General features: G+C 33.0%; 16 protein-coding genes. 11 read left to right on the forward strand and 5 right to left on the reverse strand.

Annotated elements, in window-relative coordinates; all coding sequences use genetic code 11:
- On the reverse strand, positions 1–234 hold a 234-nt coding region (locus JOC73_RS11325), incomplete at its 3' end, for an IS66 family transposase (protein WP_204403284.1).
- On the opposite strand from JOC73_RS11325, the gene JOC73_RS15155 reads away from it, so the two are divergent.
- Positions 161–781: an IS66 family transposase gene (locus tag JOC73_RS15155; protein ID WP_204403395.1), complete on the forward strand. Its 621-nt coding sequence runs from the start codon at positions 161–163 to the stop codon at positions 779–781. The genes JOC73_RS11325 and JOC73_RS15155 overlap by 74 nt on opposite strands.
- A gap of 67 nt (positions 782–848) precedes the next feature.
- Here JOC73_RS15155 and JOC73_RS11335 read toward each other — a convergent pair whose 3' ends face one another.
- Together JOC73_RS11335 and JOC73_RS11340 are read right to left on the reverse strand one after the other, a co-directional pair.
- On the reverse strand, positions 849–1343 hold the full coding sequence (locus JOC73_RS11335) for a PD-(D/E)XK nuclease family protein (protein ID WP_204403287.1): 495 nt from the start codon (positions 1341–1343) through the stop codon (positions 849–851).
- Between the two features lie 221 nt (positions 1344–1564).
- On the reverse strand, positions 1565–1984 hold the full coding sequence (locus JOC73_RS11340) for a helix-turn-helix transcriptional regulator (protein WP_204403289.1): 420 nt from the start codon (positions 1982–1984) through the stop codon (positions 1565–1567).
- Between the two features lie 158 nt (positions 1985–2142).
- Here JOC73_RS11340 and JOC73_RS15315 point away from each other — a divergent pair, with 158 nt between their 5' ends.
- The 10 genes from JOC73_RS15315 to JOC73_RS11385 all read left to right on the forward strand — a co-directional run bounded on the left by JOC73_RS15315 (position 2143) and on the right by JOC73_RS11385 (position 12018).
- Entirely contained in the window at positions 2143–2268 is a 126-nt protein-coding gene (locus JOC73_RS15315; protein ID WP_279381054.1) for a hypothetical protein, read from the forward strand.
- A gap of 89 nt (positions 2269–2357) precedes the next feature.
- The gene (locus tag JOC73_RS11345) at positions 2358–3923 is read left to right on the forward strand and encodes a recombinase family protein (protein ID WP_204403291.1); all 1566 of its coding nucleotides are present in this window, start codon (positions 2358–2360) and stop codon (positions 3921–3923) included.
- Between the two features lie 375 nt (positions 3924–4298).
- Entirely contained in the window at positions 4299–5702 is a 1404-nt protein-coding gene (locus tag JOC73_RS11350; protein ID WP_204403293.1) for an AAA family ATPase, read from the forward strand.
- Positions 5703–5723: 21 nt separating this feature from the next.
- Positions 5724–6614, forward strand: coding sequence for a hypothetical protein (locus JOC73_RS11355; protein ID WP_204403295.1), 891 nt, complete (start codon positions 5724–5726; stop codon positions 6612–6614).
- 396 nt (positions 6615–7010) lie between these two features.
- On the forward strand, positions 7011–7526 hold the full coding sequence (locus JOC73_RS11360) for a hypothetical protein (protein ID WP_204403297.1): 516 nt from the start codon (positions 7011–7013) through the stop codon (positions 7524–7526).
- Between the two features lie 204 nt (positions 7527–7730).
- Complete coding sequence (locus JOC73_RS11365) at positions 7731–8018, forward strand: hypothetical protein (RefSeq protein ID WP_204403299.1); 288 nt, start codon at positions 7731–7733, stop codon at positions 8016–8018.
- A gap of 246 nt (positions 8019–8264) precedes the next feature.
- Positions 8265–9461 carry a CPBP family intramembrane glutamic endopeptidase gene (locus JOC73_RS11370; RefSeq protein ID WP_204403301.1) on the forward strand — a complete coding sequence of 399 codons (1197 nt, stop codon included), beginning with the start codon at positions 8265–8267 and terminating at the stop codon, positions 9459–9461.
- Between the two features lie 150 nt (positions 9462–9611).
- On the forward strand, positions 9612–9938 hold the full coding sequence (locus JOC73_RS11375) for a hypothetical protein (RefSeq protein ID WP_204403303.1): 327 nt from the start codon (positions 9612–9614) through the stop codon (positions 9936–9938).
- A 280-nt stretch (positions 9939–10218) separates the two neighbouring features.
- Positions 10219–11529 (forward strand): PAS domain-containing sensor histidine kinase, encoded by a 1311-nt coding sequence (locus tag JOC73_RS11380; RefSeq protein ID WP_204403305.1) that lies wholly within the window; start codon positions 10219–10221, stop codon positions 11527–11529.
- A gap of 63 nt (positions 11530–11592) precedes the next feature.
- The gene (locus JOC73_RS11385; protein WP_204403307.1) at positions 11593–12018 is read left to right on the forward strand and encodes a VanZ family protein; all 426 of its coding nucleotides are present in this window, start codon (positions 11593–11595) and stop codon (positions 12016–12018) included.
- 117 nt (positions 12019–12135) lie between these two features.
- Here the strand turns inward: JOC73_RS11385 and JOC73_RS11390 are convergent, their stop codons facing one another.
- Both JOC73_RS11390 and JOC73_RS11395 read right to left on the reverse strand, forming a co-directional pair.
- On the reverse strand, positions 12136–12897 hold the full coding sequence (locus JOC73_RS11390; protein WP_204403309.1) for a TIGR00266 family protein: 762 nt from the start codon (positions 12895–12897) through the stop codon (positions 12136–12138).
- A gap of 32 nt (positions 12898–12929) precedes the next feature.
- Positions 12930–15413, reverse strand: coding sequence for an ABC transporter substrate-binding protein (locus tag JOC73_RS11395; protein WP_204403311.1), 2484 nt, complete (start codon positions 15411–15413; stop codon positions 12930–12932).
- Positions 15414–15759: the final 346 nt, after the last annotated feature.

The following is a 15759-nucleotide window of genomic DNA, read 5'->3' on the forward strand; positions in this document are numbered from 1 at the left end:
CACTATTATGTCATGGAACTTTCTTCTAATGTGAGCAAGGCAATATATCCTTTTTATATTTTCAACCTTATTATACCCAGCGTAGCCATCAGTTTTATTCCGATATCGGCATAACACTGATGGGTACCCAGGGTATAACAGCGTTGTAAATGTCAAAAACATTGGCTGTCTAGCCCACGCCAAAAGATATTTTACAGATGCCATCAAAGCCCTTCCTAAAGATGCTGCTGCCACAAGAACAAAGGCCCATGAAGGGGAACAGTTCTACTCGAAGATCTACGATTATGAGCGTGAATTTAAAGAACTTTCATCTGAGGATCGCCATAGACTGCGCTTAGAAAAGGTAAAGCCAGTTTTCGATGATCTTCTTTCATGGTTAAAAACCGAAAGCCAAAGGTCCCTTCCTAAGAGTAAGCTTGGCGAAGCCATAAAATACTCGCTAAAACAATGGGATAAGCTTACTGGTTTTTTAGAAGATGGCCGATTAGGCTGCGATAACAATTTGGCAGAGCGAGGGATCAAGCCCTTTGTACTGGGAAGGAAAAACTTCCTATTTGCAAAATCCCCTAAAGGGGCTACTGCCAGTGGCATTGCTTTTAGCATCATCGAAACTGGAAAAGCCAATGGTTTAAAGCCATTTTATTACTTAAACTACCTATTTGAGAAGCTTCCAAACATTAATCTAGAAGATTACGATACATTGGATGCTTGTTTGCCATGGTCAGAATCTCTACCTGAAGAAATCAGGAGAAAAACCGAGTCTACAGAAGAGAACAATTAGATGAGAGATCGTTTCCGATATTGAGGGAACGATCTTTTTCAATTATACTGTCTCACTTAATGGATGGCTATGTGTACTGGAATTTACGCTTACTTCTATTCTCAGGCAGGTAGTACAGACTAGCAGCCTGAGGTCTCACGCCAAGATTTGCTTCAGTCAATATTAGGTAAAGTAGCAGTTGTATATGTCCCATGGGAGTCATCAAGCTTCCCGTTTTATAATCTAACACTTCAATTACATGGTCACTTCTTTCATAGACCTTATCTAATTTCCCACATAGAATAAAGTTGTCTGTTTCCTTATAGAGCATAGATTCTATAATAAGGTTTTTAACATCTTGATCTAAAGGATTATGGTGGTAGGTATTGAGTAACCCCAAACCCCTATTCCAAAACTCCTTTTCCTCTATCGGAGAACCATAACCATCACTAATCCAGTTCTTATGTAGTAGGGTGTGCAATAGGTCTAGTCTCTTGAATCCCTTGTTAGTAACTTGATTATAATCTGCTAATGTCGTATGGATACTGTTGCCGAAGGCAATGTGACTCTTTACTTTGATCAAGTTAACCTCCCATTAGCCTATCAATATACTTGTACTTAAATTTCCTTTTACACTGGTGGAAAGTTTTAATGCTTGTACAGCTAATAATGAGCTTGTTTTGATTCACTTGTATCCCTCCTTGAGATTAGGATGTACGTTTTGTGGAAAAATATTTATAAAAATAAATAAAATTTAAAATTTTAATTAAAAGTTTCCGTAAAAAAAATCCCTATATAAGGGATTTAACGATTAGCTCTATGTAATTTTATTAATGTTTCAAATTCTTGCTGTATATGATTACTAATAATACTCACATTCTCTAAAGTGCAGCCATATTCAGAAATAGTAGCCATAAAAGAATTAATGATTAACTTCATCTGTTGTTTGCAATATTCTGTTGCCTCAGCATCCTGTGTACCTAGATCAAATTGTACGTCAGAGTTAATATCATAGAGGGGTAATATTTCACCAGGGGGAATACCCAACTTAGAGATTATGCTACTTAATAATTCTAGCTTAAAAACGTCATACTTAGCATTTTCAATGTGATTAACTAGTCCACCAGAAACACCAATGCTTTTAGCAAAATTTTCAGTTGAAATATTGTTTTCTTTTCTATACTTCCAAACCTTTCTTCCTAGACCTTCATAAATCTTTGACATCTAAACACCCCCTTGTAAGCAATTATTACCAATTATTTAAAGAATATATACAGATGTATATAAAATATTGCTAGAATCGTAAGATTTACTAGAATTGCTACTCAACTTCTATACATAGGACAACTACTGATCTTCATACCATTTACCAGGGGGATGTTATGAAAAAGTTAGATAAAATTATTGTTGAAGAGGTATTTAAGTCAGATACCATAGATGAAAGGATTAAAAAACTGGAGGATATATTGCATAAACTGATTAAGAAAAAAGAGTCTAACAATTATTAACAGAATTATAACTGCATGCTTTGGATATAATTTCTCTAAGGTAAATTAGCAGTTATACTTCCCAAATAAAGTAAAGGAGGTATAACTAATTGAAAAAGGTAGCAATTTATTGCAGGCTTAGTGATGAAGATCGTAATAAAGTAAATAAGTTAGATGATAGTGAAAGTATACAAAACCAGAAAAACCTTTTAATGAAGTATGCCTTCGAACAAGAATGGGACATATATAAGATTTACAGTGATGATGATTATTCAGGATTGGATAAAGAACGGCCTGAATTTAACCAAATGATTGAAGATGCTGAAGGAGGTAAATTTGAAATAATACTTTGTAAGCATCAATCTAGATTTTCTAGAGATATTGAAGTGATTGAAAAATATCTACATAATAAGTTTATTGAGTGGGGAATTCGTTTTGTTAGTCTAACGGATCACGTTGATACATTAGACAAGGGAAATAAAAAATCTAGACAGATAAACAGTTTAGTAAATGAGTGGTATTGTGAAGACATTAGCGAAGCAATTAGAGCAACATTTAAAATAAAGAGGGAACAAGGTAAATACATCGGTTCCTTTGCAACCTATGGATATATGAAAGATCCTGAAGATAAAAATAGTCTAGTTGTAGATGAAGAAGCTGCTAGAGTTGTTAAAATGATATTTGATTGGTATCTTAATGGCTATGGTACACAACATATCGCATATATGCTAAATGACAGGGGCATTCCCAATCCGACTAAGTACAAAAGGAGTAAGGGATTAAAATATATTAATTCCGCTCAAGTAGATGGATACGGACTGTGGAATAAGACGACTATTAGAAGAATACTTAGAAATGAAATTTATATTGGAAATATGGTACAGGGTAAAAAGGAAAAAGTTAATTATAAATCTAAGAAGGTAATTGCTAAGGACCAAGATGACTGGATTGTTGTTAGAGATACCCATGAAGCCATTATAGATCGAAGTGTGTTTAATAAAGTGCAAAGTAGAATAGACAATAATGTCAGAAGTACTGGTAAAGGTAGAGTACATATATTTGCAACAAAAGTAAGGTGTATGGATTGTGGAAATACCATGACAAAAGTAAGAAGTTCACAGGGACATGAATATTTAAGGTGTAAGCTATATGCAAGAAGCCCTAAGAAAAAGCTGTGTACTATTCATAGCATAAGGTTAGATCAATTAAAGGAAGAAGTTTTTGAAAGAGTTAAGAAACACATTCAGTTAGTTGATGAAGGTAGACTTGGAACTATATTAAAGCAGGAAATAGAGATAAATGAAATAAAGAACAACTTAAATACAGAGATGAAAAAAGTTGAGGAGAAAATCTGTCAAAAAGAATTAATTATAAAAAATCTCTACATAGATAAAGTAAATGGGCTTATAGCTGCAAGTCAGTTTAATCAACTAAATGATGGATTTCTAAAGGAAAAGTCTAATCTGGAAAAGATGAAGGTCAATTTACAGGAAGAGATTAAAACATTAAGTGGAAAGTCTCAAGCTATTGACCATTGGGTTGCGGTAGTGAAGAAATATAAGGACATTAAAGGGTTAACCCATGAGGTTGTTAATGAGTTGATAGATTATATTGAGATAGGAGAAAAAGATAAGAAAATAGGAGAGCAGAAAATTAAGGTGCATTGGAACTTTTAAAAAGTCACCATCCAGTACTTTATCAAATGTAATGTCAGTATGGACTAATCAAAGTAAATTAATAAGTCTTGAGATATTAGAATAGAAGTATCTATTGTAATACTAAAATCCACTTTCTATTAATAATTATACAATTCAAAGAAGGAAAAATAAAGTTTTTGAAGAATGTAAAAAGTGGTATAAAGAAAATGAGAAGAGATTTTAATTTTTATTAATTAATGATATGATAGCTTTAAAGAGAAACGTTAATCTGAATAAGTTTGTTCTCAATGGAGACAATCAAGAAGGATAAATAAAATAAATTAAATGCTATATTGATATGCTTAATATCTACTGATTTTATTTTAGAAATAATAGAGACTTTGGGGGATTGCTATGTTAAAAACAATGTCATTAGTCAATTTCAAAGCGTTTAAAGATTCAGGAACAGTTGACTTGAAGAAAATTAATGTCTTCTTGGGACAAAATAGTTCTGGAAAGTCCAGCTTTTTAAAAGCGTTGCTGATATTAAAAAACACTTTGCATGAAAACGATAATAACACTGCTTTGTATCTTAATAATGACACAGGGCCTTTTGGTAGTATTCTATATGGAAAAAGCGATAAGCCTCATATTACATTTGAAATGGGTTTTGATGATAATGAGAAAATTAGTGAATTTAGAGATGTTCTTAATGATAAAACGTTCATAACTTTAATGTTAGTCAGAATGAAGAAGAATATCAAAACATTTAATGAATATGAGGAAGTAGCTAAGAAAGAATTTGTTAATTATACGAAGAATTCTATAAAAACAGTTAAAGTAACTTTTAAAGAAACACAAAAAAAGCCATCTACAGTTGAAGAGTTTGAATTGACTTTTTCAAACAAAGATACATGCCGTATTTATATGGAAAGAAATGCTTATTATATTCAATACAATGACTTTAACTTTAAAAATAAACCAAATTTATTGTTGCCAAACAAATTCTTATTCGATTTCAACTTAACTAAAACACATAATATAAATGATCATGATGCTGATATGCTGTTTAAAATATTATTAGCTATTAAAGAAGTAGAAGTAAAGTTACAAAACTTTGCAAAGAGAGTTATACATATTGAACCTTTTAGAGATAAACCTGAGAGATTAAAATTAATTACCAATTTCAAATTTAACTCTGTGGGATCTAGAGGAGAAAATACCATTTCAACTCTTATAGGTTTAGACAATGAATCGAATACTAATAGTAAAAGAAGTAATGTAACAATCAAAAAGTCAATGAATAAATGGCTTAATGAATTTGATCTAGCTGAAACGATTGAGGTTGAAGAATCTAAGAATAATCAATATTTATTAACAGTAACAAATAAGTATACAGGAATAAAATGTAACATTGCTGATGTCGGAGTTGGAACATCTCAACTGTTACCTATAATTATCGAGTCAATTAATACTCCAAATGATACTGTTTTGTTTATTGAAGAGCCTGAAACACATATACATCCCAATGCACAGGCTAAATTAGGACAATTATTTGTCGATTGTGCATTAAAACAAAATAAGAGTTTCTTTATAGAAACTCATAGCATGTACTTAGTTAAACAACTACAAATATCAGTTGCAAAAGGTGACATTAAAGCTGACGATGTCGGTATATATTATTTTCAACAATCATCTGAGGGTACTAATATTAAAAATTTAAAGCTTCAGGGGAATGGACAATTTGCTGAGGAAATCCCAAAAGGCTTTTTTGATGTGCCTTTTAATTTAAGTAATGAATTAAGAAAATATTTATAGAGGTTTAACAAGGGGGAGCAAATGAATTTACAAATTACGGTGCATAAGACTATTTTAGATAGCATATTTACTGCCATTCGGTCAGATAGTAATTTACTGAATATGAATATTAGATTAAATAGGCATACATTAATTACTAGCAATAAATTAATTGCTCTATGGGAAGAACATGCAGAAAAGAATGGATATTTAGAGGACTTTAGGTATTGGCTATTTAGCATTGAGAATGAAGCTATGCGTTTTAAACAAGTATCGCTAAAGACTGAATGCAAAGCAATAGGGGATTGTACTGAAGAAGATAAAATACTTATTAATACCTGTCATGAATCCGACGATAAGATAATAGTAGGAGATTTGTCTTCAAAAATATGTTTTCAAAATCGGGACCTAAAATTTATTAAGAAAGTTGATTTTTCAAAACCACCTAAGGCAGGAATTACACTTACTGATATAGAAAATGTTGTTAATCATAGGATATATAAAGATATTTTTAATATTTATGAGACACCTTTGCTTATAAGAGTAGATAAGAACAAATCGGCTACCCTATTAGCTCAACATTTATCAATATTTCTTAAAAACAGTAAAAAAGTAATTATTCAAGATAGGTATTTACCAAGAGATGAAAATAATAGGAAAAACTTAAAAGAATACATATTACCTTATTTAGATAAAAATAATACAGAAATACAATTTATTATCTCTAAAAAAGATGGATCTAAGAAGCGTGACTTTGAAAACTTTGAAGGATTTAAATCCACAGTTAAATGCAAAGATGAAGAAGAAGTTCATGAGTCTTTTATTGATACAGATAATTTTTTCATTACTTTAGGATATAGGATGAATATTTTTGGAGCAAGAGGTAACACCAATAAGGAAATCGTAAGGATAGATAGAAAAGTACATTCTTAGTGTTTGATAACGTATATAGTTTAATACTTGATATACTCAACATAAGTGGGGTTAAACTTATATCAATAATGAAATAGACCGATTTTTCAACACTAATAGTGTGCTTACAAGTCCGCACCCCATGTAATCGACCCTAAATTCCCAGGAGCCATTGATGAGATCATCAATCTAGGGGAGCATTGGGAGGAAGAAGCACTAAGGGGAAATAGAAAAGACATCTATGAGTCTACTACCCACAATAGTAAGATATATAAAAGAGTCTATAAGTTTCTGGGGGCAGCCAAATTAATTCATGATGACTTAGAATGGATCTACAACGAAGCAACAGACCAATTAAATACTAAGATTGCTTTTGATGCATTCAGGGAAGAAATATTTAAGGGCCTCAGCAAACAAGTGAAACTATCAAAGGAAAGACATTTATTCGGTAGTGCCTTTACCTTTTTCGGACATATCAATCATAGAGACACATATATTGCCCACTTGGAAATTAACTACAGCATAGTTGGTTCCTCCATTAATAGTAAGTCTAAATTATTAAAGCAAATTGCAGACCAATATGTATATATGGGCTATGACGTAGACTTTTACCATGAGCCATTGGTTCCTGAGAGATTAGAAGCAATCGTCATTCCAGAGCTAAATATGTCCATCACAGGATATCAAGTAAAGGGTTCCAAGAAGGTTTTAGACTTAGATCAATATCTAAGGGAAAATGTAATGGATGGCTATACTGAAGAATTAGCAATAAGCAAAGACTATTATGAAAAATTGATGGATCAAGTATATGGCAACTTAAAGAAAACGAAGATTAATCATGACAAGATGGAAACCTTCTACACACCTAATATTAGATTTAAGGAAATTGACAAAGTGACAGCGGATTTATTGAATAGAATATTGAAATTCTAGTGTTGTGTTTAAGTGCTCAATAATAAAAAACTCCCTTTGGGGGTTTTTTTTGCACATAATCATATTTTCTTGTGAGTTATTGTGTATCCAGAAAATTAAAAAAATATTGATAGAAAATTGTAAAATATGGTATACTTATCTTATTACATAATAAGTAAACTTAGATATAAATTAGAATTTGAAACATCGGGGGGAGGTGAGTATATGAGACTTAGAGAATTTGAAGACACTAAGACGAGAAATCGAGAGTATGAGGATGTAAAAAATCAGATGCAGAACGCCCACACTACGAAGCAAAGTGTAATGTTGATATTAAAAGGAGTAATATTTGCTGTCATCTTAACAGTTTGTGAATATGTTTTAAGAAAATATGAAATTCCATCAGCAGTCTTAAGGATTGTGTTGCGAGTTGGTTTTTTTGGTTCTTTTTTGGGATTGTTTTATATTCCGTATGGACTCCATCATTTGATAAAAAGTTTAAGGCAAAATTAGTGGAATAAATAACTTCTATTTAAAAAGGTAGTCTAACCGGACGGCGAAAAATTTTAAGAGATATATTAGGAATGGCTATACACTTGAAAATATAGTCATTCCTTTTTATTTTCAGACTTACTTGTATAATAGTAAATGCTGTAAATATAGAATATTTTTAAAACTATTGTAAAATATGGTATACTCAACTTGTTGGATAAGTAAAAACAGATTGATAATAAGTATTCGATAAGGGGGCTAGGGTATATGAAAATATGCGAGAATTTAACTGTTGAAAGGGCAAGTGTTGTTTACCCCATTACTTTAACTTTGCTATTGAGCGGTAGTTGGATATCATCTAAACTACTGGGATTTGCTTGGAGTTTGTGGGTTAATCAAGGGGTTTTTTTAGTAATTGCAGCATTTTTAGCTTGGAAAAATAAATGGTCATGGAGAGAAATATATCGTTTTAGAGGAACTGATATTAATACTGCTTTAACAGCCTTGCTGGCAGGGTTTGGATTGTGGTGGGGAGGGTTAGCCTTTAATGTCTGGTCTGAGAGATTGATTATAAGGCTATTTGGTACTCAACCAAGTCCACAATTAGAGCTTACATCAATAGAATCATTTGTCATCATTATAGCATTGGTTGTATTAGCTCCTATAATCGAAGAAATATTATTTAGGGGATATTACCTCAGAGCCCTTGAAGCACAAACCACTAGACCATGGCTTTGGTCTGGACTACTTTTTGGGGTAATGCATATAGGTAATGGATTAGCTTCTGTTATTCCAGCTACAATTTATGGATTTGTATTAGGATATATGGTTTGGAGGAGCAATTCGATTGTTGTTGGTATATTAGCCCATATGGGAATTAATTTCAATGCGGTGTTTTTAGGAGGTGCAATGCAACAGTTTATTCTAGCTAATGCATTCCCACTAGAATTATTGTTAATTTCACTTGTGGGTTTTATTGTTTTCTGTTTTGGCTTCTTTGGGTTTCGTCATTTTCAAAATCATATCCATTTACAATCTGATCATAGTGATTCCAGTATTACACTACGATCAAAGCAGTGGAGTGCACTTTTCCTTGCCCTAATGATACTAGTTGGAATGGGAGTATTAGATGTTTCTACTAGGGAACCAGCCAATGCTACTGGATATACATCAATGACTGCGGGAAGACTGACTGGAGACATTATCATTACAGAAATTGAAGTGACAAAAGCTCCAGATACTTTAGTATTTACATACAAGTTTTCCAGCGACGTTAGCGATACAGTACTGGAAGTATTAGACCCTAATGATAATGTTATATGGAGTAAAGAGTTAATAGGTAATATGATAAGCCAAGAGTCAACAATAGAAGTTGCTTTAGATGGAAAAGGAATCTATAAAGTTTACCTTAAGGGAATTAGTCAGGATATGAAATTTGATGCTAATTGGGAAGTAGCTAGGTAGGCAAGTTATGAAAATTTTATTATTTTAAGTTAAAATTACAAACCTAGAGGGATCACAGGAGAGCCCTTTAAAGATATGAAGATTATCTAGAGCTAGAAGTTAGAAGTGGGTAGATAAAAATATAAATCTTTCTATGGAAGGAAGTGGAGTATGGCGGTTGGCTGGTCAGCATTAGGAGTTGGAATAATGTCTATCATTTGGGGATTAATCTCATATTATGGTGATGAGTCATTTAATGAAGGTATAGTAGAATCTTATTCAAAAAAATTTATTATCCTTGATGAGAATCGACTAATTAACTATGTACATTTATCTAGAGTGTTTCATGGAATCGTTTTTATATTAGTTTATTTTCTACAAGTATTTCATGAGAGTAATTTAGTTAGCATTATTCTTGTTCTCGTCACTATTCCTTTAATGATGGGAGTAGATTATTATAAGAAAAGAAAGTTTCTATCAATGAAAACAATGATTTAACTTACTAGATGGATTCGTGAAATAAAATTTTTAAATAAATTGAATAGTTAGCTAAGTTGTATTATTGTTTAACACAAGTAACAGAATCCAGTAAATGGGTTCTGTTTTCTTGTTGGAACATTTATAGTATGTTGTTGCTTTAAGTAAATTCTAATTGATTGTGATAAAATAAAAAAATTGAATTTTTTACATTATAATGCAGGAAAGTATGGTAAAATGAATTCTAGAATATTTAGATTTTCTTAAAAAAGTATTATAACAACAGTTAGGAGGCCGATTAATGGACGACGCAATATATATGTTATTGGTGTTCTTTTTACTCATAAACATATATCAATATTTTAAGATAAAAAAAGCAAAAAAAGAGATGGAATTATATAAAAGCATTTTAGATACTCTACCAGTTGTAGTCTTTGTCCATAGAAAATTACACTTTTTATTTGCAAATAAAACAGGTGGGAAAATTCTAGGGATTGACGATCCCCAGGAGCTTTTAGGCAAACCTGTATCTGACTATATACAACTAAATATAGAAGCCATTGGGGAGGAACGCATTAAAAATGCAATGGAGGATAAACCTTTTGAGGTTTTAATAGAAGATAAACTGACACGTATTGATGGTGAAGTTGCAGCAGTAGAGGTAGTATCTATGCCTATGGAATTGGATGACAAAATAGTAGTATTAAATTTGAGTAGAGATATCAAACAAAGAGAAGAGTTAGAAAAGTTGAAAAGAAAAGTGGACGAAGAAAAAGAACGGCTTAGGGAAGTAATGGAGTATGATAAATTAAGAACTGAATTTTTCTCTAACTTATCCCACGAGTTAAGGACACCCCTTACTCTGATTTTAGGAGTAATAAATCTACTGGAGGGGAATTTAAAAGAAGGTAACGAAGGTAACATCAATATTAATAACGTTATAAAAGTAGATAAAAAGATAAAGATCCTTAGGCAAAATTGCTATCGTTTATTGAGGCTAGTAAATAACTTAATAGATATGACAAAACTAGATGCTGGATATTTTGAATTAGAATTTCAAAGATGCAATATCGTTAACTTAGTGGAAGAAATAACAATGTCCTGTATTGAATACATTGAGAATAGGGGGATAGATATTGAGTTTGATACAGAAATAGAAGAAAAATACATTGCATGTGATCCTGAGAAGGTAGAGAGAGTTATATTGAATATTTTATCTAATGCAATTAAGTTTACTCCCAAAGGCGGAAAAATTACAGTGAATATAAGGGATAATGGGGATGAGGTGCTTATTCATATCAGAGATACTGGTATTGGAATTCCCCAAGAAAAATTAGATATAATATTTGAACGCTTTATGCAGATAGACAAATCCTTTACTAGAAGCCATGAGGGCAGTGGAATAGGTCTATCCCTTGTAAAATCTTTGGTGGAGATGCATAAGGGAAGTATTAAGGTTGAAAGTGAGTACGGAAAGGGAAGTGAATTCATTATTTGTTTTCCTGTAAACTTATTACAAGATACGCAAGATACATATACACATCAAAAAGACATAAAGAATGAAAATTACGTTGATAGAATAGACATAGAGTTTGCAGATATCTACAGTTAACCGCAGATTGACTATTTAAATACCAAACTGGAGGAGAATAGTTATTTTTATTGGAGGAAATTGATGAGGCCATTTATTAAAAGAATAGCTCTTGTAATTTTGCTGGCCTATACATTATTGTTAGGCTATTGGATGCTTTGGGGATTTGGTAGAGCAGTACAGCCCCAGTACATGTATAATATAGTTCCATTTCGTACAATTAAATTGTTTTTTCATTCTAGGAAATCAATCCTTAAAATGAGTATTATTAACCTAATCGGAAACATCGGTGTGTTTGTGCCATTCGGAATCTTAATTCCGTTATCCTTTGGTGGTAAAATTGCTAAAATGCTGGGAATATTTTTAAGGGGGCTACTGTTACTAGAGATTTTACAGTTACTCACTAGACGGGGAAGTTTTGATGTTGATGATTTGATTTTAAACACTGTTGGGGCTATGGTGGGATATGGATTATATAAGATTGGAAAAAGCTGGTTTCAAAGAAGATAGAAAATATTAAAGAGGAAGTGAAGCCAATGAGAAAAATTCCCTCAAAATGATATAAGTAAATCTTCAAAGCAAAAACCCCATTTGGGGTTTTTCATTTGTTGTATTTATTAAGTTTTTTTAATCTCCACCTAAAATCTCTCCAAGAATGCTACCACCGATACCCCCAACACCTCTTTTTTCACCAACTTGACCACGGGCTGCCGATAAAATACGGTCAGCAAGTCTAGAAAGGGGAAGACTTTGGAGGTATACTTTTCCTGGTCCAGTCAGCTTTGCTAAGAATAAGCCCTCGCCACCAAACAGTGCATTTTTAAAACCACCGACAAATTGAATGTCGTAATCCACTGTTTCGGAGAAACCAACCAAACAACCAGTATCAAGCTTTAATACTTCACCACGGGCTAATTCTCTTTCGATAATTGTTCCACCAGCATGGATAAAAGCCATACCATTTCCCTCTAATCTTTGGAGGATAAAGCCTTCACCACCAAAGAATCCTGCTCCTAGTTTTTTGGTAAATGCTATTTCAACCTCAACGCCATTTGCTGAACACAAGAAGGAGTCCTTTTGACAAATAAATCTACCACCAAATTCGCTTAGATTTAATGGGATGATTTTACCGGGGTAAGGAGCACTAAAGGATACATGTTCTTTACCTCTACCGTTGTTTAAGAATGTCGTGATGAAAAAACTTTCACCTGTCACCATTCTTTTAAAGCCCTTGAAGAGACCACCGGAAGTAGATGTTTGCATTTCAATATTATTATCCATAAACAACATTGTTCCTGCCTCTGCCCGAACACCTTCCCCTGGGTCCAGTTCAATTTCAACGATTTGCATGTCTGTACCATAAATTTTGTAATCAATAATATCCGCCATGTATAAAACCTCCTTTTAAGTAATTTTAAATGTTAAGCTGTTTCCATTGGAATCATATCCTCAAATTGAAGTCTACCAGAGGGGTCCAATTGGACATTATCCACCCTGTGACTATGGACAAAAGAGTTTTGAGGATGATACAAGAATACCCAAGGACAATCATCTACAATAACTCTTTGAATCTGCTTGTACATATTTAGGCGTTTAGTTGGGTCAATTATTCCCTTAGCCTCCTTCATTAAATTTACTACCTGTGGATTGTCATATCTCCCAAAATTGGTATAGTTATCAGGCATAAATAGAGGAGATAAGTAGTTATCGGCATCACCTGTATCGGCAACCCATCCCATTGTGTACAGGTCTGCCTTTGCAATGCTATGGGGCTTCATATATTCTTTACCTTCTACATAAATCTTTTCACATTTGATCCCAACTTTTTCTAAGTCTTCAATAATATAATCAGTAACGCTTTTCTTTTGTAGGTTCTTTTCGGTTTCTCTAACAAGGATTTTAAGGGTTTGTCCTTTAAATCCACTTCCTTGAATCAAGGTTTTTGCCCTTTGGAGGTTATTATCAAATCCTGCAAGGTCCTTATTGTCAACTATAGCAGGGGGAAATACACCTTTAGCTTCTGTTGCAAGACCATTTAAAGCCTCTGAAATAATTCTTTTCTTGTTAATAGCATAATTAATGGCTTGGCGTAGCTCTTTACTTTGGGCAAATATAGAATCTCTATCAAAGTTAAAACCAAAAAAGGAAGTGGTCATGGCATCTTCAATTTTGAGTTTATTTTTATAGTTAGAATCCTTCAGTTTGTCGAAATTAGCTCCATTTTTAAAGGTCAGGATATCTAGGTTGCCAGATATGAATTCATCTAAGTGGTCGTCCTCTTTAGTTAAATCATATCTCATATGGATTTCATCGACATAGGGTTGTCCTCCAAAATAGTGTTGGAAGGCTAGAAGGCTATATTTTTTTTCTTCTTTATTGATTTTTAGCTTATAGGGACCACATCCTGTATAGATCCCCTTGTTATAATCCTCTGGATCGAGAATTCCACAACAGGATTGGGCCAAGTTCAACACAAAACCACTATATGGGGAGCTAAGGGTAATAGCTAAAGTATAATCATTTACTTTTTTGATTCCGCGTAAATGATTGATTTTACCCTGATGATATTCTTCAGCTCCATCGATTGGATGCAAAAACCAAGCATTGGGAGAATTAGTTTTAGGACTTAATACTCTTTCTAGGGAACTAATGACATCCTTTATGGTGACAGTCTTGCCATTATGGAATTTAACTCCCCGTCTTAAATTAAATATCCAAGTCCTGTTATCCTGATCTAAGTACCAACTTTTAGCGATACCAGGGAGAATGTTCCCCTGGGGGTCCGATACAAGTAATCCTATATAAACGCTCTTAAAGATGTTGGCACTGCCCTGGTCAAATGCCATGACTGGATTTAATTGATCAAGTTCCTGCGAAATAGTAGTAATTTTATATGTATCCTCTTTTTGGATGGTGGTGCTATCGTCAATAGAAGAAGTAAATTTTTTCAAAAAGGTTGCGGTTTCCGTCATTTTATTGATGGAGGATTTGGTATATTGGGTATTCATCAAAGCTTTTTCAACCAAAGACATAGTTTCTAGGGAAGCTCTATTGATATTGTCCACTTGACCGACAACATCCTCTAAGTTCTCCGTCTGACTTTGGATTGCTGTGCTGATTTCCATTGTAACCTCCGATGTGTTTTGAACAGAATCAATGATTTTATTGAACACAGTAATTGTTTCGTTGGCAATATCGACACCATGTTTGACTTTATTGCTGCTAAAGTCAATTGTTTTAGTAGTTGCAATGACGCTTTCCTTGATATCATTGATAGTAGTAGATATTTCACGGGCCGATTCATCACTTTTTTGGGCTAATTTTCTAATCTCTTCGCTGACTACAGCAAAACCACGACCAGCCTCGCCAGCACGGGCGCTCTCAATGGCAGCATTTAAGGCTAACAAATTGGTTTGGGCAGAAATATCCTTTATGATCTTTAACATTTGATCGATATCGTTTGCCTTTGAGGCTAAGGTTTCAACAACTTTTCTAATGTAGCCTACTGATTGCTCTATTTCCCTCATAGCTTCAATAGAATTATTAACAGCAGCGCTGCCTTCCTTTGCCACTGCCATAGTTCCCTCTGCAATATTAGTGGATGTTTCAGTACTGGCAAATACTTCTTCCGAAATGGCTGAATAACTTTCCATGACACTGGTGAGCATTTCAACAGCATTAATTTGCACTTCTACATTGTTTGAAATATGATTAATGACTTCAACAAGATTATCAGTGGCAAATCCTGCTTCCTCGATACGATTAGATAATTTTTTTACATTAATATTTTGATTATGCTTTAGGATATGGAGCTTCCGATCATTACTTTGCAGCGCCAAAGAATTATCGGCTTTATTCCCATTGAAAGAAGTGTTACTTCTGTCCTTTTTTAAAAAAGAAAACATGGCAAATCCCCCCTTTAATAGATGCATAAATTAACTACTTAATTGTATGGTATAACAAAATTGTAAATATTACAATGTATAGTTATAAGATAAATAGATAAATTTCTAAAGTTTATAAATATTTGTAAAATGAGTGCAATATAAAGGAAATCAATTAGAAAGTAGAGTATAGCCTAGATTATTCATGACTTAATTTGAAATTAGTAGATGATTACCTTTCAGATTTTCCCCGTATACCCTTAAAAACAATGCATCTGGTATTTTTTATTATTTCACCCATAATGTAGGGCTAATTTTCGATAGATAATGTTGTGAATTGATATAATATTATGATATTTCAAAATAT

Source organism: Alkaliphilus hydrothermalis (assembly GCF_016908555.1).
Taxonomy (GTDB): Bacteria; Bacillota; Clostridia; order Peptostreptococcales; family Natronincolaceae; genus Alkaliphilus; species Alkaliphilus hydrothermalis.